At 73.9% G+C, this 15,257-nt stretch carries 15 protein-coding genes; 7 read left to right on the top strand and 8 right to left on the bottom strand.

Translation table 11 applies throughout. The annotated features are described in order from the left end of the window. Positions 1–50: 50 nt before the first annotated feature. The gene (locus ACFYPJ_RS24500) at positions 51–1,658 is read right to left on the bottom strand and encodes an FAD-binding oxidoreductase (RefSeq protein WP_389020934.1); all 1,608 of its coding nucleotides are present in this window, start codon (positions 1,656–1,658) and stop codon (positions 51–53) included. Between the two features lie 124 nt (positions 1,659–1,782). On the opposite strand from ACFYPJ_RS24500, the gene ACFYPJ_RS24495 reads away from it, so the two are divergent. Continuing rightward, positions 1,783–2,382 carry a TetR/AcrR family transcriptional regulator gene (locus tag ACFYPJ_RS24495; RefSeq protein ID WP_389020931.1) on the top strand — a complete coding sequence of 200 codons (600 nt, stop codon included), beginning with the start codon at positions 1,783–1,785 and terminating at the stop codon, positions 2,380–2,382. Next, on the top strand, positions 2,379–3,956 hold the full coding sequence (locus ACFYPJ_RS24490) for a glycerol-3-phosphate dehydrogenase/oxidase (RefSeq protein WP_389020929.1): 1,578 nt from the start codon (positions 2,379–2,381) through the stop codon (positions 3,954–3,956). The genes ACFYPJ_RS24495 and ACFYPJ_RS24490 overlap by 4 nt, the downstream gene beginning before the upstream one ends. Positions 3,957–3,978: 22 nt before the next feature. On the opposite strand, the gene ACFYPJ_RS24485 is transcribed toward ACFYPJ_RS24490, so the two are convergent. The 7 genes from ACFYPJ_RS24485 to ACFYPJ_RS24455 all read right to left on the bottom strand — a co-directional run bounded on the left by ACFYPJ_RS24485 (position 3,979) and on the right by ACFYPJ_RS24455 (position 10,287). Next, complete coding sequence (locus ACFYPJ_RS24485) at positions 3,979–4,236, bottom strand: hypothetical protein (RefSeq protein ID WP_389020927.1); 258 nt, start codon at positions 4,234–4,236, stop codon at positions 3,979–3,981. Then, positions 4,223–4,516, bottom strand: coding sequence for a DUF6400 family protein (locus tag ACFYPJ_RS24480; RefSeq protein ID WP_389020925.1), 294 nt, complete (start codon positions 4,514–4,516; stop codon positions 4,223–4,225). Before ACFYPJ_RS24480 ends, ACFYPJ_RS24485 begins: the two co-directional genes overlap by 14 nt. Before the next feature lie 368 nt (positions 4,517–4,884). Then, positions 4,885–5,862, bottom strand: coding sequence for a pirin family protein (locus ACFYPJ_RS24475; RefSeq protein WP_389020922.1), 978 nt, complete (start codon positions 5,860–5,862; stop codon positions 4,885–4,887). A 423-nt stretch (positions 5,863–6,285) separates the two neighbouring features. Then, positions 6,286–7,926, bottom strand: a complete 1,641-nt coding sequence (pgm, locus tag ACFYPJ_RS24470; protein ID WP_389020919.1) for a phosphoglucomutase (alpha-D-glucose-1,6-bisphosphate-dependent) — start codon at positions 7,924–7,926, stop codon at positions 6,286–6,288. Between the two features lie 108 nt (positions 7,927–8,034). Next, the gene (locus ACFYPJ_RS24465) at positions 8,035–8,850 is read right to left on the bottom strand and encodes a DUF427 domain-containing protein (RefSeq protein WP_389020916.1); all 816 of its coding nucleotides are present in this window, start codon (positions 8,848–8,850) and stop codon (positions 8,035–8,037) included. 240 nt (positions 8,851–9,090) lie between these two features. After that, positions 9,091–9,636, bottom strand: a complete 546-nt coding sequence (locus ACFYPJ_RS24460) for a kinase (protein ID WP_389021187.1) — start codon at positions 9,634–9,636, stop codon at positions 9,091–9,093. A gap of 39 nt (positions 9,637–9,675) precedes the next feature. Continuing rightward, the gene (locus tag ACFYPJ_RS24455) at positions 9,676–10,287 is read right to left on the bottom strand and encodes an O-methyltransferase (protein WP_389020914.1); all 612 of its coding nucleotides are present in this window, start codon (positions 10,285–10,287) and stop codon (positions 9,676–9,678) included. A 186-nt stretch (positions 10,288–10,473) separates the two neighbouring features. Here ACFYPJ_RS24455 and ACFYPJ_RS24450 point away from each other — a divergent pair, with 186 nt between their 5' ends. The 5 genes from ACFYPJ_RS24450 to ACFYPJ_RS24430 all read left to right on the top strand — a co-directional run bounded on the left by ACFYPJ_RS24450 (position 10,474) and on the right by ACFYPJ_RS24430 (position 15,198). Further along, positions 10,474–10,752, top strand: coding sequence for a polyprenyl synthetase (locus tag ACFYPJ_RS24450; RefSeq protein ID WP_389020911.1), 279 nt, complete (start codon positions 10,474–10,476; stop codon positions 10,750–10,752). Then, the gene (locus ACFYPJ_RS24445; protein WP_389020908.1) at positions 10,742–11,797 is read left to right on the top strand and encodes a polyprenyl synthetase family protein; all 1,056 of its coding nucleotides are present in this window, start codon (positions 10,742–10,744) and stop codon (positions 11,795–11,797) included. The genes ACFYPJ_RS24450 and ACFYPJ_RS24445 overlap by 11 nt, the downstream gene beginning before the upstream one ends. A 187-nt stretch (positions 11,798–11,984) precedes the next feature. Beyond that, positions 11,985–13,145: an oxygenase MpaB family protein gene (locus ACFYPJ_RS24440; RefSeq protein ID WP_389020905.1), complete on the top strand. Its 1,161-nt coding sequence runs from the start codon at positions 11,985–11,987 to the stop codon at positions 13,143–13,145. Between the two features lie 214 nt (positions 13,146–13,359). Next, on the top strand, positions 13,360–14,052 hold the full coding sequence (locus ACFYPJ_RS24435) for an alpha/beta fold hydrolase (protein WP_389020902.1): 693 nt from the start codon (positions 13,360–13,362) through the stop codon (positions 14,050–14,052). A gap of 168 nt (positions 14,053–14,220) precedes the next feature. After that, complete coding sequence (locus tag ACFYPJ_RS24430; RefSeq protein WP_389020900.1) at positions 14,221–15,198, top strand: hypothetical protein; 978 nt, start codon at positions 14,221–14,223, stop codon at positions 15,196–15,198. Positions 15,199–15,257: the final 59 nt, after the last annotated feature.

Genomic DNA, 15,257 nt, shown 5'->3' with positions numbered 1-15,257 from the left:
ACGGGCCGGACGGGGTACAGGCGGGACGGGCGGTGCGGCGGGACCGCCGGTCAGCCCGCCGGCCCGTCGACGGGCAGCAGGATGCCGGGGTTCAGCAGCCCCTCGGGGTCGAGTCGGCGCTTGACCGCGCGCAGCGCCGCGACGCCGAGCGGACCCGCCTCCCTGGCATACCAGTCGCGGTGGTCGGTGCCCACACCGTGGTGGTGGCTGATCGTGCCGCCCGCCGCGAGGACGGCCTCGTTCGCGGCGCGCTTGGCGGGCGCCCAGTGCGCTACGGGATCCTCGCCCTGAGCGCTGACCACGGTGAAGTACAGGGACGCGCCGTTCTCGTAGACGTGCGAGATGTGGCACATCACCAGCGGCGGGGTGCCCGCCTCGGTGAGGGTGCCGGTGAGCGCTTCCCGGACGGCGGTGTACAGCCCGGGGACACGGGACCAGAAGGCCGCGGTCTCCAGCGTCTCGGCGAACGCGCCCGCGTCCAGCAGGGCATCGCGCAGATACGGGGCCGCATAGCGGCCATGGGCCCAGCGCTCGCCGGGACCGGCGCCCAGGTGGGTGCCGCCGCAGGCGCTCAGTACGGCGGCGGCCCGCTCACGCCGGTGCGCCGTCTCCTCCTCGGTGCCCTCGTAGCCGGCGACGGCCAGGCAGCCCGTGTTCCGCTCGGCACCGGCGGAGCCGATGGCGGCGGGCTCGGCGAGTCCGATCAGCGTCTCGGTCTCGTCGGACAGCCGCAGCACGGTGGGCAGCGGCCCGTCCTGGGCGAGCCGGCGCAGTGCGGTGGCCCCCTCCTCGAACGAGGCGAAGCGCCAGCCCTCGTAGTGCCGGGCCACGGGGACGGGACGGACGCGTACGGTGACCGCGGTGATGACGCCGAACGCGCCCTCGGAACCGAGGATCAGCTGACGCAGGTCGGGACCGGCCGCCGAGCGCGGGGCGCGGCCTACGTCGAGGGTGCCTTCGGGCGTGGCGACGGTGAGGCCGAGGACCATGTCGTCGAACCGGCCGTACCCGGCGGAGGACTGGCCGCTGGAGCGGGCCGCGGCGAAGCCGCCGATGGTGGCCCACTCGTAGGACTGGGGGAAGTGACCGAGGGTGAAGCCGTGCTCGGCGAGCAGGGCCTCCGCCTGCGGGGCGCGCAGGCCGGGCTGCAGGGTGGCGGTGCGGGAGACCGGATCGAGGTCGAGCAGGCCCTTCATGCGGCGCAGGTCGACGGCGACGACCTCGCAGTGGCGGGCGGGGGCGAGCCCTCCCACCACGGAGGTGCCGCCGCCGAACGGGACCGCGGCCAGGCCGTGGCGGGCGCAGGCACGCAGCACGGCCAGCACCTCGTCGTGGCTCGCGGGCAGGACGACGGCCGCCGGGACGTCCGCGACGTCGCCGGCCCGCATCCGCAGCAGGTCCGGGGTGGACTTGCCCCGGGTGTGCCGGATGCGGCTGTCCGCATCGGTGCGCACGTGGGCCGCACCGCCGACGGCGTCCGCCAGGGCCCCGGAGGCGGCGGCATCGAGCGGGGAGCCCGGTACGCGAATGTCGTCGAGGGCGAGCGCGCGGGTGCCACGCGGTACGACGCCGAGCAGTTGGCCGAGCAGTCCGGTCACAGCATCGGGCAGCGGGGCCGCTTTCGCCGGGTCGCCCCAGCCGTTCCACAACATGTCCATGAACGGTCGTCCTCATCGATCGGATCGCGGTGCCGGCCGGTCCGCGACCGGGTCGGACCGGCCCGCGAGGCCGCTTCTCCCCCGCGCCCCACGGACCGGCGATAACGCCGTTACACTGTGACACATGACGCCCATTCGTCACAATGACTCGGACAGCGATCCGATCCTGGACGCGGTGCGCGACTGCGTTCTGGCGGTCGGGGTCCGGCGCACCACCCTGACCGACGTGGCCCGCCGCGCCGGCGTCTCGCGGATGACGCTGTACCGGCGGTGGCCCGACATCCGGTCCCTGGTGGGGGATCTGATGACCCGTGAGTGGATCGGCGTGGCCACCGCGGCACTGCCCGAGCGGCGGCCCAGGCGGGAGGCCCGCGCGCTGATCGTCGAGGGACTGGTCACGGGGGTCGGGGCCTTTCGCGCGCACCCGCTGTTCCGCAAGATCGTCGACGTCGATCCCGAACTGCTCCTCCCCTATGTGCTCGACCGCCGCGGGGCGAGCCAGGACGCCCTGCTGGGCCTGCTGGCCGAGGCCCTGCGCGAGGGACACGCCGACGGCTCGGTGCGCCCCGCCCCCGTCGAACGGCAGGCGCGTTCCCTGCTGTTGATCGTCCAGTCCTTCACGCTGTCCCTGCGGACCATGACCGACGAGGCCGACGCCGACCTGACCGCCGCCGCGTTCCTCGCCGAACTGCGCCTCGTCCTGGAGAGGATCCTGACGCCATGAGCCCGGCCCGCACCTCCGCCCCTGTCCCTGGTTCGTCCCTCTCCGCGGCCCGCCGCGTCCGTGAACTCGCGGCGGCGGCCGACGGCACGGCCGACGTCCTCGTCGTCGGCCTCGGTGCCACCGGGGCCGGGGCCGCACTGGACGCCGCGGCCCGCGGCCTGGACGTCGTCGCCGTGGACGCCCACGACCTGGCCTTCGGCACCTCGCGCTGGAGTTCCAAGCTCATCCACGGCGGGCTGCGCTATCTGGCCGCCGCGCAGTACGACGTCGCTCACGAAAGCGCCGTCGAGCGCGGGGTGCTGATGGAGCGCACCGCCCCGCACCTCGTACGCGCCCAGCCCTTCGTGCTGCCGCTGACCCCGCTGGTCTCGCGCGGCCAGGCGTCCCTGGCCTGGACCGGCTTCCTGGCCGGGGACGCCCTGCGGCGGGCCGCCCGCACGTCCCGGGCGACGCTGCCCGTGCCCCGCCGGCTGTCCGCCGTCAGGGCCCGCCGGCTGGCGCCGTCGGTACGGGCCGCCGGGCTGCGCGGCGGGCTGCTCTCCTGGGACGGCCGGGTCATCGACGACGCCCGCCTGGTCACGGCACTGGCCCGGACCGCCGCCGCCCACGGCGCGAAGGTCCTCACCCGGGTCAGGGCGCTGGAGCTGACCGGCACAGGCGCCCGGGTCCGTGACGAACTCACCGGCGAGGAGGGCGAGATCCGCGCCCGTGCAGTGATCAACGCCGCCGGTGTGTGGGCGGACGGGCTGGTGGACGGCATCCGGATACGCCCCTCCCGGGGAACCCATCTGGTACTGCGCTCGGACCGTCCAGGCGCGCTCCCCGCGGGCCTGCACGTCCCGGTCCCCGGCGAGACGAACCGCTTCGTGCTCGTACTGCCTCAGGGCGACGGGCGGGTGTACGTGGGTCTCACCGACGAGCCGGTCGAAGGCGGCGTCCCCGACGTGCCCGAGGTGCCGGAGACCGACGTCGGGTTCCTGCTGGACGTGCTCGGATCGGTCCTGGACGTGCCTGTCCGGCGCGCGGACGTCGTCGGCGCCTTCGCGGGGCTGCGGCCCCTGCTGGACGCCTCAGGTTCCGGCGGGCCCGTCCGTACGTCGGACATCTCACGCAGGCATGCGGTGCTGACCTCGGCGGACGGCGTGGTCACGGTGGTGGGCGGCAAGCTCACGACGTACCGGCGCATGGCGCAGGACGCGGTCGACACCGCCGTGGCCACCCGCCGGCTGCCCGCGGGGCCGCCTTGCACCGCGTCGCTGCCGCTGGTCGGCGCGGCACCGCCGGACCTGCTCGGCACGCTGCCCGCACCGGCCCGGCTCGTCCGCCGGCATGGCACCGAGGCGCCCGCGGTGCACGCACTCGCCGAGCGCGAACCGCACCTGGCCCAGCCCGTCCTGCCCGGCCATCCCGTCACCCGCGCCGACCTGGTGTGGGCCGTCCGGCACGAGGGCGCGCTCGACGTGGCCGACCTGCTCGACCGGCGTACCCGCATCGGGCTCGTGCCGCAGGACCGGGCCGCCGCGCTGGGCGCGGCGCGGGACGCGCTCGACCGGGCGGCGGCCACGTCCGCCTGACGTCGCGGGGCGGCGCCCGGGATCAGGCGCGGGGCAGGCCGCTGGTGGTGCGCCGCCAGCCGGAGCGGGTGGCGCCGAAACCGGTCTCGTGGTCCCAGACGTGGGCGCACGCGGGGCACTGCAGATGCAGCAGGCTGCCGGTGTGGGAGAGCAGATAGCGCCAGTGGTCGGCGCAGGTGCGGCCCTGTTCACAGGTCGCGCAGCCGCGGCTGTCGTCGCAGTGCGGGCAGGGCACCCAGGCGCGGCGGCCGATGTCCGCCTGTGGATCAAGCGGCAGCACGGCCACCCCCGCGCGGCGGCAGCACACCGGCCGCGACCATGTCGTCGTAGACGCGCTGCTGTTCCTCGTCCAGATCCGAGTAGAGCAGGTCCCTGGCTGCTTCCTCGCCGCGCAGCGCCTCGACCGGATCCCAGTCCGGGCCGAGGGCTTCCAGGACGTGGGCCCGCCGCAGCACCTCGTGCCTGGTGAGGTCGACATCGAAATCGAAGAGAGCGGAGCCGCCCGGGTGCCGGGCTGGTTCACCGGGACCGGCGGGAGATGGGGGTTCAAAAGCGGACATGTGGTCGAACTTAGGTTTACCTTCCCCACTACGGCAAGAGTAGGTGGGCGACGTCACAGGGGCGAGGGTCGGCCTCGGGGACGCGATCCGCGCGGCGGTGGCCGCGGGCGGACGTCACTTCGCGCACAGCCGGGACCGCCTGGACGCCGCGCCGGACACGCCGCTCGCCGCGAGACCACCGCAGCAGGACCGACCCGGCCCGAGGCCCCCGCGGACGACGTGCTGATGTCACTCACCGGCATCACGCGGGCCGCGGACACACCGGACCAGCGGGAGCAGGCCGCGCGCCGGATCGACCTGCTCCACTGCGGGCTCCGCACTCGCCCCTGGCCGGGGCGCGGCCGCGAGCGGGGTCGTGCGAGTCGGCGTCACCGCACCTGGCCGCCGGGAGGGGACGGGTTCCTGCGCGGCGTGAGGGTGGCATGGGGCAGGGCGGGCGCCGGGAGGCGTTCTCCGTCGTAGCCCTCGACGTGGCCGAACCGCTCCGACGCGTTCTGCCAGTCGTCCCGGGCCCGGACGATGTCCTCGTGGGTGCGGCCGACGAAGTTCCACCACATGACGATCTCCTCGCCGAACGGCGGACCGCCGAGCAGGATCAGCCGGGCGGACTCGCGCGCTCCGTTCGTCACGGTCAGCGTCGTGCGTCCCGGGGCGGCGTAGGCGAGTTCGGCGGGCCGCACGGCGGTCCCGTCGACGTGGATGTCGCCCGCGTCGACGAGGATCCCGTGCTCGAAGCCGGCGTCGAGCCGGAGGGTCACCGAGGCGCCCGCGGCCAGGGCCAGTTCGGCGCCCAGCAGCGGGGTGAAGGTGCGCACGGGGGACGTGACGCCGGCGAGCGAGCCGAGGAAGACACGCAGTTCGGCGCCGTCCAGGGACACCGGGTCCGGAACGTGGTGCTGGAAGTCCCGTGCGGTGTTCCGGTGTTCGTCGGGCAGCGCCACCCACAGTTGCACCCCGTGCAGGGTGGTGGTGCCGGACGTCGACACCTCGGAGTGGCTGATCCCGGATCCGCCCGTCATGAGGTTCAGCTCGCCGGGCCTGACGAGCGCGTGGCTGCCCAGGCTGTCGCAGTGCTCGATCTCCCCGCTGAACAGCCAGCTCACCGTCTGCAGGCCGGTGTGCGGGTGGGGCGCGACGTCCATCCCGCCCGTCGCGGCGATGTCGTCGGGACCGTAGTGGTCGGCGAAGCACCACGCCCCGATGAGCGTGCGGCCCCGCTGCGGCAGGGTACGCCGTACGGTCATCGCCCGCGGGCCGCCGAGCGGTACGTTCCGCGCGCCGAGGATCTCGACGCGCGCGCCGGACCCGTCACTCCCACGAAGGATAGTTCCACTTTCAACAGCCATGGGCCGATGATAGGACGGACAACGATCGATCAGGCAAAGAACCGACGAGATGCGCCAAGTGCGATCTGGAAACAGGAGTACCCGTGACAGAGACGGCAGCGGCGGCCACCGACCGGCGGGTCTACGTGGACAAGCAGAGCCCGGGCGCGTACCGCACGCCGCCGTCCCGGGACCGGAGGCCGGTGCCGCGGTCCGCGACGGTGCGTGATCCGCACACGGAGCCTGCCGCCCACAACTCGCCCACGTGGGCTCTTGACCGCTGTGGTCCGCCCCGGCCGACGAACCCGATACCTGCGGCGTGAGTCAGGCCGTGTCCGCCGCCCGGTACGGAATCGATCCGGCGAAGGCGGCGGTGACCAAGGCCCTTTCGGGGCGGACCCGGACCGCGGGTGCGCGGCCGGCCCATGACGCGGGGCGGGCCGATCAGCCCTTCAGCGCGGCGAGGACCACCGCTTTGGCCTCTTCCTGGACCTGGTGGAGGTGGTCCGGCCCGCGGAAGGACTCGGCATAGACCTTGTAGACGTCCTCGGTGCCCGAGGGCCGGGCCGCGAACCAGGCGTGCTCGGTGGTCACCTTGATCCCCCCGATGGCGGCGCCGTTGCCCGGAGCCGCGGTGAGGACCGCGGTCACGGGTTCCCCAGCCAGGGTCTCGGCCGTGACCTGTGCCGGGGACAGCTTCGCCAGGAGGGCCTTCTCCTCGCGGGAGGCGGGCGCGTCGACACGGGCGTACGCGGGCTCGCCGAAGCGGGCGGTGAGCCGGGAGTAGTGCTCGGAGGGCGTTCGACCGGTGACGGCCGTGATCTCCGAGGCGAGGAGGGCCAGGAGGATGCCGTCCTTGTCCGTCGTCCACACCGACCCGTCCCGGCGCAGGAACGAGGCGCCCGCCGACTCCTCGCCGCCGAAGCCGAGCGTCCCGTCCGAGAGCCCGTCCACGAACCATTTGAACCCGACCGGAACCTCGACCAGCCGACGGCCGAGGTCGGCGGCGACCCGGTCGATCATCGAGGACGACACCAGCGTCTTGCCGATCCCCGTGCCCGCGGGCCACTGCGGGCGGTGGCCGTAGAGGTAGGAGATGGCAACGGCGAGATAGTGGTTGGGGTTCATCAGACCCGCGTCCGGAGTGACGATGCCGTGCCGGTCGGCGTCGGCGTCGTTGCCGGTGGCGATGTCGAAGCGGTCCCGCTGTGCGATGAGCGAGGCCATCGCGTACGGCGACGAGCAGTCCATGCGGATCTGGCCGTCCCAGTCCAGCGTCATGAACCGCCAGGTGGGATCGGTGTACGGATTGACCACCGTCAGATCCAGCCGGTGCGCCTCGGCGATCCGGCCCCAGTAGGCGACCGACGCCCCGCCCAGCGGATCGGCACCGATGCGCACGCCCGCCGCCCGGATCGCGTCCAGGTCCAGCACGCTCGGCAGGTCGGCGACGTAGCGGCCGAGGAAGTCGTACCGCCCGGTGGTGTCCGCGGCGAGCGCCCGTGCGTAGGGGATGCGCCGTACGTCCTTCAGGCCGCCCGCGATGATCTGGTTGGCGCGGTCCTGGATCCAGGCCGTCGCGGCGGAGGCGGCGGGGCCGCCGCTGGGCGGGTTGTACTTGAAGCCGCCGTCGGCAGGCGGGTTGTGCGAGGGGGTGATGACCACTCCGTCGGCGAGGCCGAAGGAGCGGTTCCGGTTGTGCGTGAGGATCGCGTGCGAGACGGCCGGTGTGGGGGTGTAGCCGTCCGCCTCGTCGATCAGCACGTCCACGCCGCCCGCGGCGAACACCTCCAGCGCGGTGGCCTTCGCGGGCTCCGACAGCGCGTGGGTGTCGGCGCCGAGGAACAGCGGGCCGCTCACGCCCTGACTGTCGCGGTACTCGCAGATCGCCTGGCTGGTGGCGGCGATGTGGTCCTCGTTGAACGCGGTCGCCAGGGACGACCCGCGGTGTCCCGAGGTGCCGAACGCCACCCGCTGGGCGGGCTCGGCGGGGTCGGGGTGCAGCGCGTAGTACGCCGTGACCAGCCGGGCCACGTCGACCATGTCCTCAGGCCGGGCCGGCGTGCCCGCTCGCTCGTGCGGCATGGGTCCGTTCCTCCGCGTCGTTGATCCATCGCTCGGCGTCCCATCTTTCCTCCCCGCGGCCCCGGTTCGCGAGCGGCCCCCCGTCCGGAGCGCGGCGCCGGAGCGGACTCAGTCCGCGGGCCGTCCCCGCAGCGCCGCGCCGAAGTGCGTGTCGGGGCGGGTCAGACGCTCGCCGTCCACGGTGATGTCGACGGCCTCGTTGTAGAAGGCGAGCAGGCCCTTGACCGCCGCGACCGCCCGCAGGGGTTCGGGATAGCTCCAGACGATGCCGGCCGGGACGTCGGCCCCGCCCCGCCAGGACCAGTACTCGGCGGTGCCCTTGTACGGGCATGCCGTGCGGTGGCGGGTGGGGCGGAGCAGGTCGAGGCGGACGTCCTCGCGGGGAATGTAGTAGCGGGTCGGCAGGCCCGTTTCGAACAGCAGGACCGGGTGCCGGGTGTCGGCCACGACCGTGCCGTCGATCTCGACCAGGACGTGCCGGCTGCTGGGCAGGGCGTCCACCCGTTTGTACGGGTCGCGGGGGTGGACGAAGATCTCTTCCTCCTCCTCGTACCAGTGGTCCAGGCCCCGGCCGGTGCGCGCGGACCACTCGAAGGCGAGGTGGCCAAAAAGGTCGGCGGCCGGGAAGGTCCAGGCCGCGTTCTCCAGCCACTCGCCGTCGACGCGGAGGTCGTAGAAGTGCTGCGAACCGGTGTGGGTGCCGGTGCGGGGGTGCCGCGCCGGACGCAGCAGATCCTCGCGGACCTCCTCGCGCGGGAAGGCGTACAGCGGCACGGGGACGCTGGGCTCCCACACGAGCACGGGGTGCCGGCTGTCGACGACGGTGACGCCCTTCGTACGGCCCCGCACCCAGCGTCCGCTGGGCTCCCAGCGCAGACCCTCGGGCGTGACGCGGACCGATGCGGCGGTGCGGAGTGTGCTCATGCCTGACTCCCCTGGCTTCCCTCGCTGCTGCGCGATGCCCCTCGACGCCCCGCTGTGCCCCTCGACGCCCTGCGAAGTCTCCTCGGACGGTTCCGGGAGCCGACTCCGGCAGCGTACGACGGCCCGCGCACCGCGGCCGGGCGACGCGGTGATTCCGGGGCACGGCAGCGCGGCGCCCACCCGGATGCCCCGGACCGCGACCGGAACGTGACCGGGCCGCGGGCGACGCACGGCAGGCCGTCAGCGGTCCCGGGCCGGGAGTCCCGCGAGACCGGTGTCCAGCATGATGCGGTCGACGGTCGCGGCCAGCGCGCTGTCGCCGCCGACGACGGTCTCGGCACCGCCGGGCAGGAGGTCCAACGGCCGGTACCACTCGCGCAACCGGGCCGGGCCGACCTCGTCGGCGATCGGTTTGGAGGCGTGCCGGGCAAGGGTCTCCTCAAGCGGCACGTCGAGGTAGTAGCCGTGGGTCCGGCCGCGGTGGTCGGCGCGCAGCCGGGCGAGCATGTCGCCGTAGTGGTCGGCGTAGAGGATGCCCTCCACCACCACGTGGTACCCGGCGTCCAGGGCATAGCGGGCCGTCAGGTCGATCAGGCCGATGTTCGCCGCGCCGGGCAGGTCGTGTTCGCGCAGGACGACGCGGCGCAGGTTGTCCTGGCCGACCAGGGCCAGGCCGCGGCCGAACCGGTCCCGCAGACCCGCCGCCACCGATGACTTGCCGGAGGCGCTGTTGCCGCGCAGCACGATCAGCCGAGTCCCCGCAGTGCCCACTTTCACGGCCGTCAGGCTACCCAGCGGCTCCCGCGCCGGTCACCCGGACGGGCGTCAGCCGTCCCCGTCGGCACGGCGCACGGCGACCAGCGCGCTCAGATCGGCCGCGAGCGGCAGTTCGACGGTGCGCAGCGCCGGATGGGCCAGCCAGTGCAGCCGTGCGGCGTCGGGCCGGCCGCCGTGGGTGGGCGGCCAGGACCGGGAGGGAGTGAAGTCGTCGACGACCAGCACCCCGCCGGGCTCCAGCAGCAGCCGCGGGTCGGCGGCACCGTCCGCCTTCGCCTGGCCGCCGCCGTCGAGCACCAGGAGATCGTAGGGACCGTGCTCGTACAGCACCGTCCAGTCCGCGCACAGCACACGCACCCGGGGCACACCGGCGAACACCTCGGCGGCCACCCGCGCGCGCACCGGGTCCCGTTCGACGCTGACCAACTCCACGTGCGGTCCGGCACCTTCGGCCAGCCAGGCGAGGCCCACTCCGCACCCGGTCCCGGTCTCCGCGATCCGCCCGCGGGCTCCCCCCGCCAGCGCCTGGAGCAGCCGTCCCTGTTCGGGCCGGCAGGAGAACCCGAAGTCGTGCGCGCGGGCGGCCCGCACGGCCCGTTCGACGAGACCCGGCAGTGGTCCGCGGCAGGCGCGGTAGGCGGCAGTGCCCTCCATCGACATGGCTTCAGTCTCCCGGTCCCGGTCCCGGAACCGGCTTCCGGCCCGGCCATCCGGAAAATATTCGTACACACGTACGTGATTTCACTCGTTGGTGAATTCGACCGCCCCGCCCGGGCGGACGGGGCGACGCTGGGCGGGGCGGCGCACGACCGGGGCCGACCCGGTGGCCTGTGGGCGGGGAGGGACATGACGCGCGAGTCTGGACACGGCGGGGCACTGGACCGGCAGGCGGTGCTGCTGGCTGCGGGACTGGCCGATCTGGCGGTGAGCACACTGGGTTCGGCCGTGGGGACGGTGCGCGGGCTGCTGCGCCGCTCGGACGCGGCGGATCTGGTGTCGGACGCGGAACGGGATCTGGCAGCACGCGGCCGACTGGCCCTCGACCGGTACGCGGTCGTCCCGCCGGCCCACCTGGAGGTGCTGGCCCGGCACGTCGTGGCCCGACAGGCGCGCAATGACGGGTGACCGCTACGAACCGGCCGCGTTCAAGGCCCGGGTCGACGAGGTGCTCACGCGGTTCGTGGCACAGGAGACGGACCAACTGCTGGCCATCGACGCCGACCTCGGCCCGGTCGCCGAGCAGGTGGAGACGGCGGTCGCGGACGGCAAACGGCTGCGGTCAGCCTTCTGCTACTGGGGCTGGCGGGCCGCCGGCCAGCCCGACAGCGAGGCGCTGCTGCGGGCCTCGGCCTCCATGGAACTGGTGCACGCGGCGGCCGTCGTGCACGACGACCTCATCGACGACAGTCCGCTGCGGCACGGTCGGCCGACCGCCCATGTGGCCCTGCGGGAGGCGCTGCGCAGACGGCCGCGGGCGGCGAGCGCGGCCCGCTCGCTGGCGATGCTGGTGGGCGACCTGCTGATGTCGCTGGCCGGGCAGTTGTTCGCGGCCAGTGGGCTGCCCGCCGCGTATCTGGCGCGGGCCCGCCCGTTGTGGGCGGCGCTGGCTCGTGACCTGGTCGCCGGTGAGTGCCTGGAGATCCTGCGCACCGGGTCCGCGCCGGACACGTCGGCCTCGCTGAAGGTGATCCGGTACAAGACGGCCAAGTACACCGTGGAGCAGCCGTTGCTGATCGGCGGCGCACTGGCCGGCGCCTCGCGCCGGCTGCGCGAGGACTACTCGGCGTACGGGGTGCCGCTGGGCGAGGCGTTCCAGTTACGGGACGATCTGCTCGGGCTGTTCGGCGATCCCGCCCGTACCGGCAAGGCCAGCGCGGACGACCTGCGGGCGAGCCGGCCGACCGCGGTGCTGGCCGAGGCGTGGCGGCTCGCGGACGAGGCCGAGCGCGCGCAGTTGCGCTCCGCGCTGGGCCGGCGCGGCCCGGACGCGGACCGGCTGCGGTCGGTGCGCGAGGTGATGGACCGGCTGAAGGCACCCGACCGCGTCGAGAACATGATCGGTGCCCGGGTCGAGGAGGCCGTCCGCGCCGTGCACGACATGGATGTCCCGGCCCATGCCGCCGACGCCCTGACCGTCCTGGCGCACACCGCGACGGTACGCCGGCACTGACCGCCCGCCTGCCTGCCCCGGGCGGCCCGCCCGTCCCCCGGCCGCCGGAACCGGGCCCATGCGGGACCGGTTCCCCAGCGCTGGTTCCGCCAGCGCACCTTCCCCCGCGCCATTCCTCCCGCCCCCCATTCCTGCAGCACCGATTCGCCCAGGACCGGTACGTCCCGGTGAGACAAGGAGCCCTGCGATGACCTACACCGAGGCGTCGATGCACGCGCTGCGGCACCGCGGCGACGAACTCGCCGACGCCACCGTGGCCGCACTCTTCGAGCGCGGGGAGGTCGGAAAGTTCAACACCCTGATGCGGTACGTCTCCACGGCCGGTGCCCCGATGCCCGACGGGCTGCCCGAGGTGGCCCGCGAGTACCTGGCGGCGACCAGCGCCCCGCCGGATTGGGTGGACTGGACGGAGATGGAGAAGGCACGCCTGTTCTTCATCGACAACAACGTCCACATCTCCACCGCGCTGTCCTTCGCCTCCATGCCCGCGTGTTACGTCGTCCCTCGGGTGGCCAAGCTGCTGTCGGCGACGCATTCGCTGCGCTACCCGTCCAAGCGGATGGCGGAGACCGGACAGTTCACGGTCTACCTCATGCAGCCCGACGCGTTCGAGGCCGGCAGCCGGTTCATCCCGGCGGCACAGAAGGTCCGCCTGCTGCACGCGTCCATCCGCCACCACCTGAAGCGCGAGAACCACTGGGACGTCGCACAGTGGGGGACGCCGATCTGCCAGGAGGACATGATCGGCGGGCAGATGTTCTTCTCCCTGCTGGTCCTGGACAGCCTGCACCGGCTGGGCATCCACATGAGTACGGAGGGCGCGGAGGCGTACTTCTACGCCTGGCGCGTGGTCGGCGCGATCCTCGGCGTCGACCAGGACGCCGTGCCGAAGAACCTGGCCGAGGCCCGCGCGTTCCTGGACCTGTACATGGTCACCCACATGGGCCCGTCCGAGGAAGGCGCCGAGCTCACCCGTCAGTTGATCGACCTGTACGAGGAGGTCGTGCCCGGCACCTTCTTCGACCCGATCGTCTCCGCCCTGATCCGCCACCTCGTCGGCGACACCTGCGCCGACTGGCTGGACGTGCCCCGCACCTCATGGGACACCGTCGTCAGGGCGGTCCCCCACCTGCTCGGCGTCCTGGAGGCCATCGAGGACCGCTCCCCGCTCGGCGCGTGGGCCCTGGACCGGCTGGGCCATCTCACCACCGTCTTCGAGCTGTCCTCCCTCACCCGGGGCCGCGTCATGCACTACGCCATCCCGGAACAGCTGAAGAAGGACTACGGCGTCTCCACCGGCCCGGCCCGCAACCGGCGCTGGACCCCACCGGCCCCCACGCTGGGCTGAGCCGCCAGGCCCCGGGCCCGTATGCACACTGCCGAGGGGACCTGAAGCAGCGGAAGTCAGCCGGCCGTACGGGCCCGGCATGCCCGAACGCGCCCGCGCCTCGCGGGCGGAGGCCGTCGGTGACGCCGTTCCCGCTCCGGACGTCCCTGCGGTGACAGGATCGGCGAAACCCGGTGCCAGGTTCGTGGCGGACCGGGGCGGAAGGGACATGCCGATGAAGCTGCACACCCGTGAGTGGGGCGACGGCGACCGGGTCGCCGTACTGGTCCACGGGATCATGGCGGACCACAGGACCTGGCACCGCGTCGGCCCCGCGCTGGCCGACCGGGGCTACCGGGTGGTCGCGGTGGACCTGCGCGGACATGGCGCGAGCGGACGGGGCGAGTACGGCGCCGACAACTGGACCGACGATCTGGTCGACAGCCTCCCGGCCGCTCCTGAGCTGGCGATCGGGCATTCGCTGGGGGCGATGGCGCTGGCCGGCGCCGTGGAACGGCTCGCCCCGGCCCGGGCCGTCTACTGCGACCCGGCCTGGGAGATGAGGCCGGCGGCCGGCGCCGGGGCGGCGCGGTTCTCCGCCTTCAAGCACGCCACCCGGGAGGTGATCTCCGGCCTCAACCCGCGCTGGGAGGAGGCCGACGTGGAGGTGGAACTGGCCACCCTCGCCGACTGGGATCCCACGACCGCGTACGCGATCGCCGACGTGTACGCGGTCAGCCGGACCCCGGCGCGTGCCGTGGTGCCCTCGCTGGTACTGACGGCCGATCCCAGCTCTCTGGTGACCGCTGCCCTGCAGGGACAGTTGACGCGGCGCGGCTTCGAGGTGCGGACGGTCAGCGGGGCCGGCCACACCCTCCACCGCGACGACTTCGACGGCTTCATGAAGGCGCTGAACGGCTGGATCTGAGCACGGTCGAGGCGTCACCCGCGCGCGTGGCAAGCAGCCGACCGGCATGGGCCGCCCGGGCGACATTCCGGCCACGGCTGCCGTCGCCCGGGACGGCCGCCGCCATGTTGGTGTCGCGCCGCTCCGCACGCAGGCGCCGCGCCACCCTCCGCCCGAAGAGAGGTACCCATGCCCCGACTCCCCCGCCTGGCCGGTGTCGCCGCGGCCGCGGTCAGCCTCAGCGTGCTCGCGTCGGCCCCCGCGGTGAGCGGCGAGCCGCTGATGTCGGCTCCGCGGGTCGTCGCCCACTTCGACCTGGCCGCCGGCCAGACGCCGGAGAACATCGCGCTGGAGCCCGACGGCTCGGCCGATCTGACCTTCGCGTCCGCCCGGCAGGTCGCCAATGTCACCCCGCAGGGCCGCACCCGGGTACTGGCCACCCTGCCCGCCGAGGCCCGCCCCGACACGCCCGTCGTGCACGACGCCCTGGTGTTCGGCATCGTCCGCGCCCAGGACGGCACGCTGTACGTCAGCTACGCCACCGGGACCGCCAGGACCGGCGTCTGGCGCATCGACCGTGACGGCTCCGCACCCCGGCAGATCGCCCAGCTGCCCCCCGAAGGTCTGCCCAACGGCCTGGCCCTGGACGAGCGCCGGGGCGTGCTCTATGCGGCCGACTCGGTGCTGGGCACGGTGTGGCGCATTCCGCGGGACGGCGGCACGCCGACGGCCTGGGCCAGGGCGTCCGCGCTGCGGCCGGCCGCCGCGCGCCGGACGGACGGCTTCGGCGCCGACGGGATCAAGGTGCACCGCGACGCCGTGTGGGTGTCCAATGCCGACCGCGGCACGCTGCTGCGCATCCCGGTCCGGCCGGACGGTTCGGCGGGTGCGATCGAGACCCGGGCGACCGGGCTGGGCGGGATCGACGACTTCGCCTTCCCCGGGCCCGGTACGACCGTCTTCGCGGCGCTGTCCGAGACCAACCGGGTCGCTCTGGTCCGCCCGGACGGCACCCACACGGTCGTACTCGCGCAGCGTGACGGCCTGTCGGACCCCACCTCCGTGGCGGTGCGCGGGCGCACCGTGTACGTGCCCGGCGCCGCCCGCTCCACCCGCAAGGACCCGAACCTGCTCGTCGCCCAGTTGCGGCGGCACTTCAGCAGGTAGCGGGGTACCCCGCGGCGGGCCGGGCACGTTCGTACACTGATCGTCCGGCGCCACGGCGG

The organism is Streptomyces sp. NPDC006012, from assembly GCF_042871185.1.
Taxonomy (GTDB): domain Bacteria; phylum Actinomycetota; class Actinomycetes; order Streptomycetales; family Streptomycetaceae; genus Streptomyces.
This window is presented reverse-complemented; position numbering and strand designations above follow the sequence as displayed.

Bases quoted from the DNA above. Each gene is read 5' to 3' on its own strand.
- ACFYPJ_RS24495 (WP_389020931.1), top strand. From the start codon at position 1,783: ATGACGCCCATTCGTCACAATGACTCGGACAGCGATCCGATCCTGGAC.
- ACFYPJ_RS24455 (WP_389020914.1), bottom strand. From the start codon at position 10,287: ATGTCGATGGAGGGCACTGCCGCCTACCGCGCCTGCCGCGGACCACTG.
- pgm (WP_389020919.1), bottom strand. From the start codon at position 7,926: ATGCCGCACGAGCGAGCGGGCACGCCGGCCCGGCCTGAGGACATGGTC.
- ACFYPJ_RS24465 (WP_389020916.1), bottom strand. From the start codon at position 8,850: ATGAGCACACTCCGCACCGCCGCATCGGTCCGCGTCACGCCCGAGGGT.
- ACFYPJ_RS24445 (WP_389020908.1), top strand. From the start codon at position 10,742: ATGACGGGTGACCGCTACGAACCGGCCGCGTTCAAGGCCCGGGTCGAC.
- ACFYPJ_RS24475 (WP_389020922.1), bottom strand. From the start codon at position 5,862: ATGGCTGTTGAAAGTGGAACTATCCTTCGTGGGAGTGACGGGTCCGGC.
- ACFYPJ_RS24480 (WP_389020925.1), bottom strand. From the start codon at position 4,516: ATGTCCGCTTTTGAACCCCCATCTCCCGCCGGTCCCGGTGAACCAGCC.
- ACFYPJ_RS24430 (WP_389020900.1), top strand. From the start codon at position 14,221: ATGCCCCGACTCCCCCGCCTGGCCGGTGTCGCCGCGGCCGCGGTCAGC.
- ACFYPJ_RS24490 (WP_389020929.1), top strand. From the start codon at position 2,379: ATGAGCCCGGCCCGCACCTCCGCCCCTGTCCCTGGTTCGTCCCTCTCC.
- ACFYPJ_RS24440 (WP_389020905.1), top strand. From the start codon at position 11,985: ATGACCTACACCGAGGCGTCGATGCACGCGCTGCGGCACCGCGGCGAC.
- ACFYPJ_RS24450 (WP_389020911.1), top strand. From the start codon at position 10,474: ATGACGCGCGAGTCTGGACACGGCGGGGCACTGGACCGGCAGGCGGTG.
- ACFYPJ_RS24500 (WP_389020934.1), bottom strand. From the start codon at position 1,658: ATGGACATGTTGTGGAACGGCTGGGGCGACCCGGCGAAAGCGGCCCCG.
- ACFYPJ_RS24435 (WP_389020902.1), top strand. From the start codon at position 13,360: ATGAAGCTGCACACCCGTGAGTGGGGCGACGGCGACCGGGTCGCCGTA.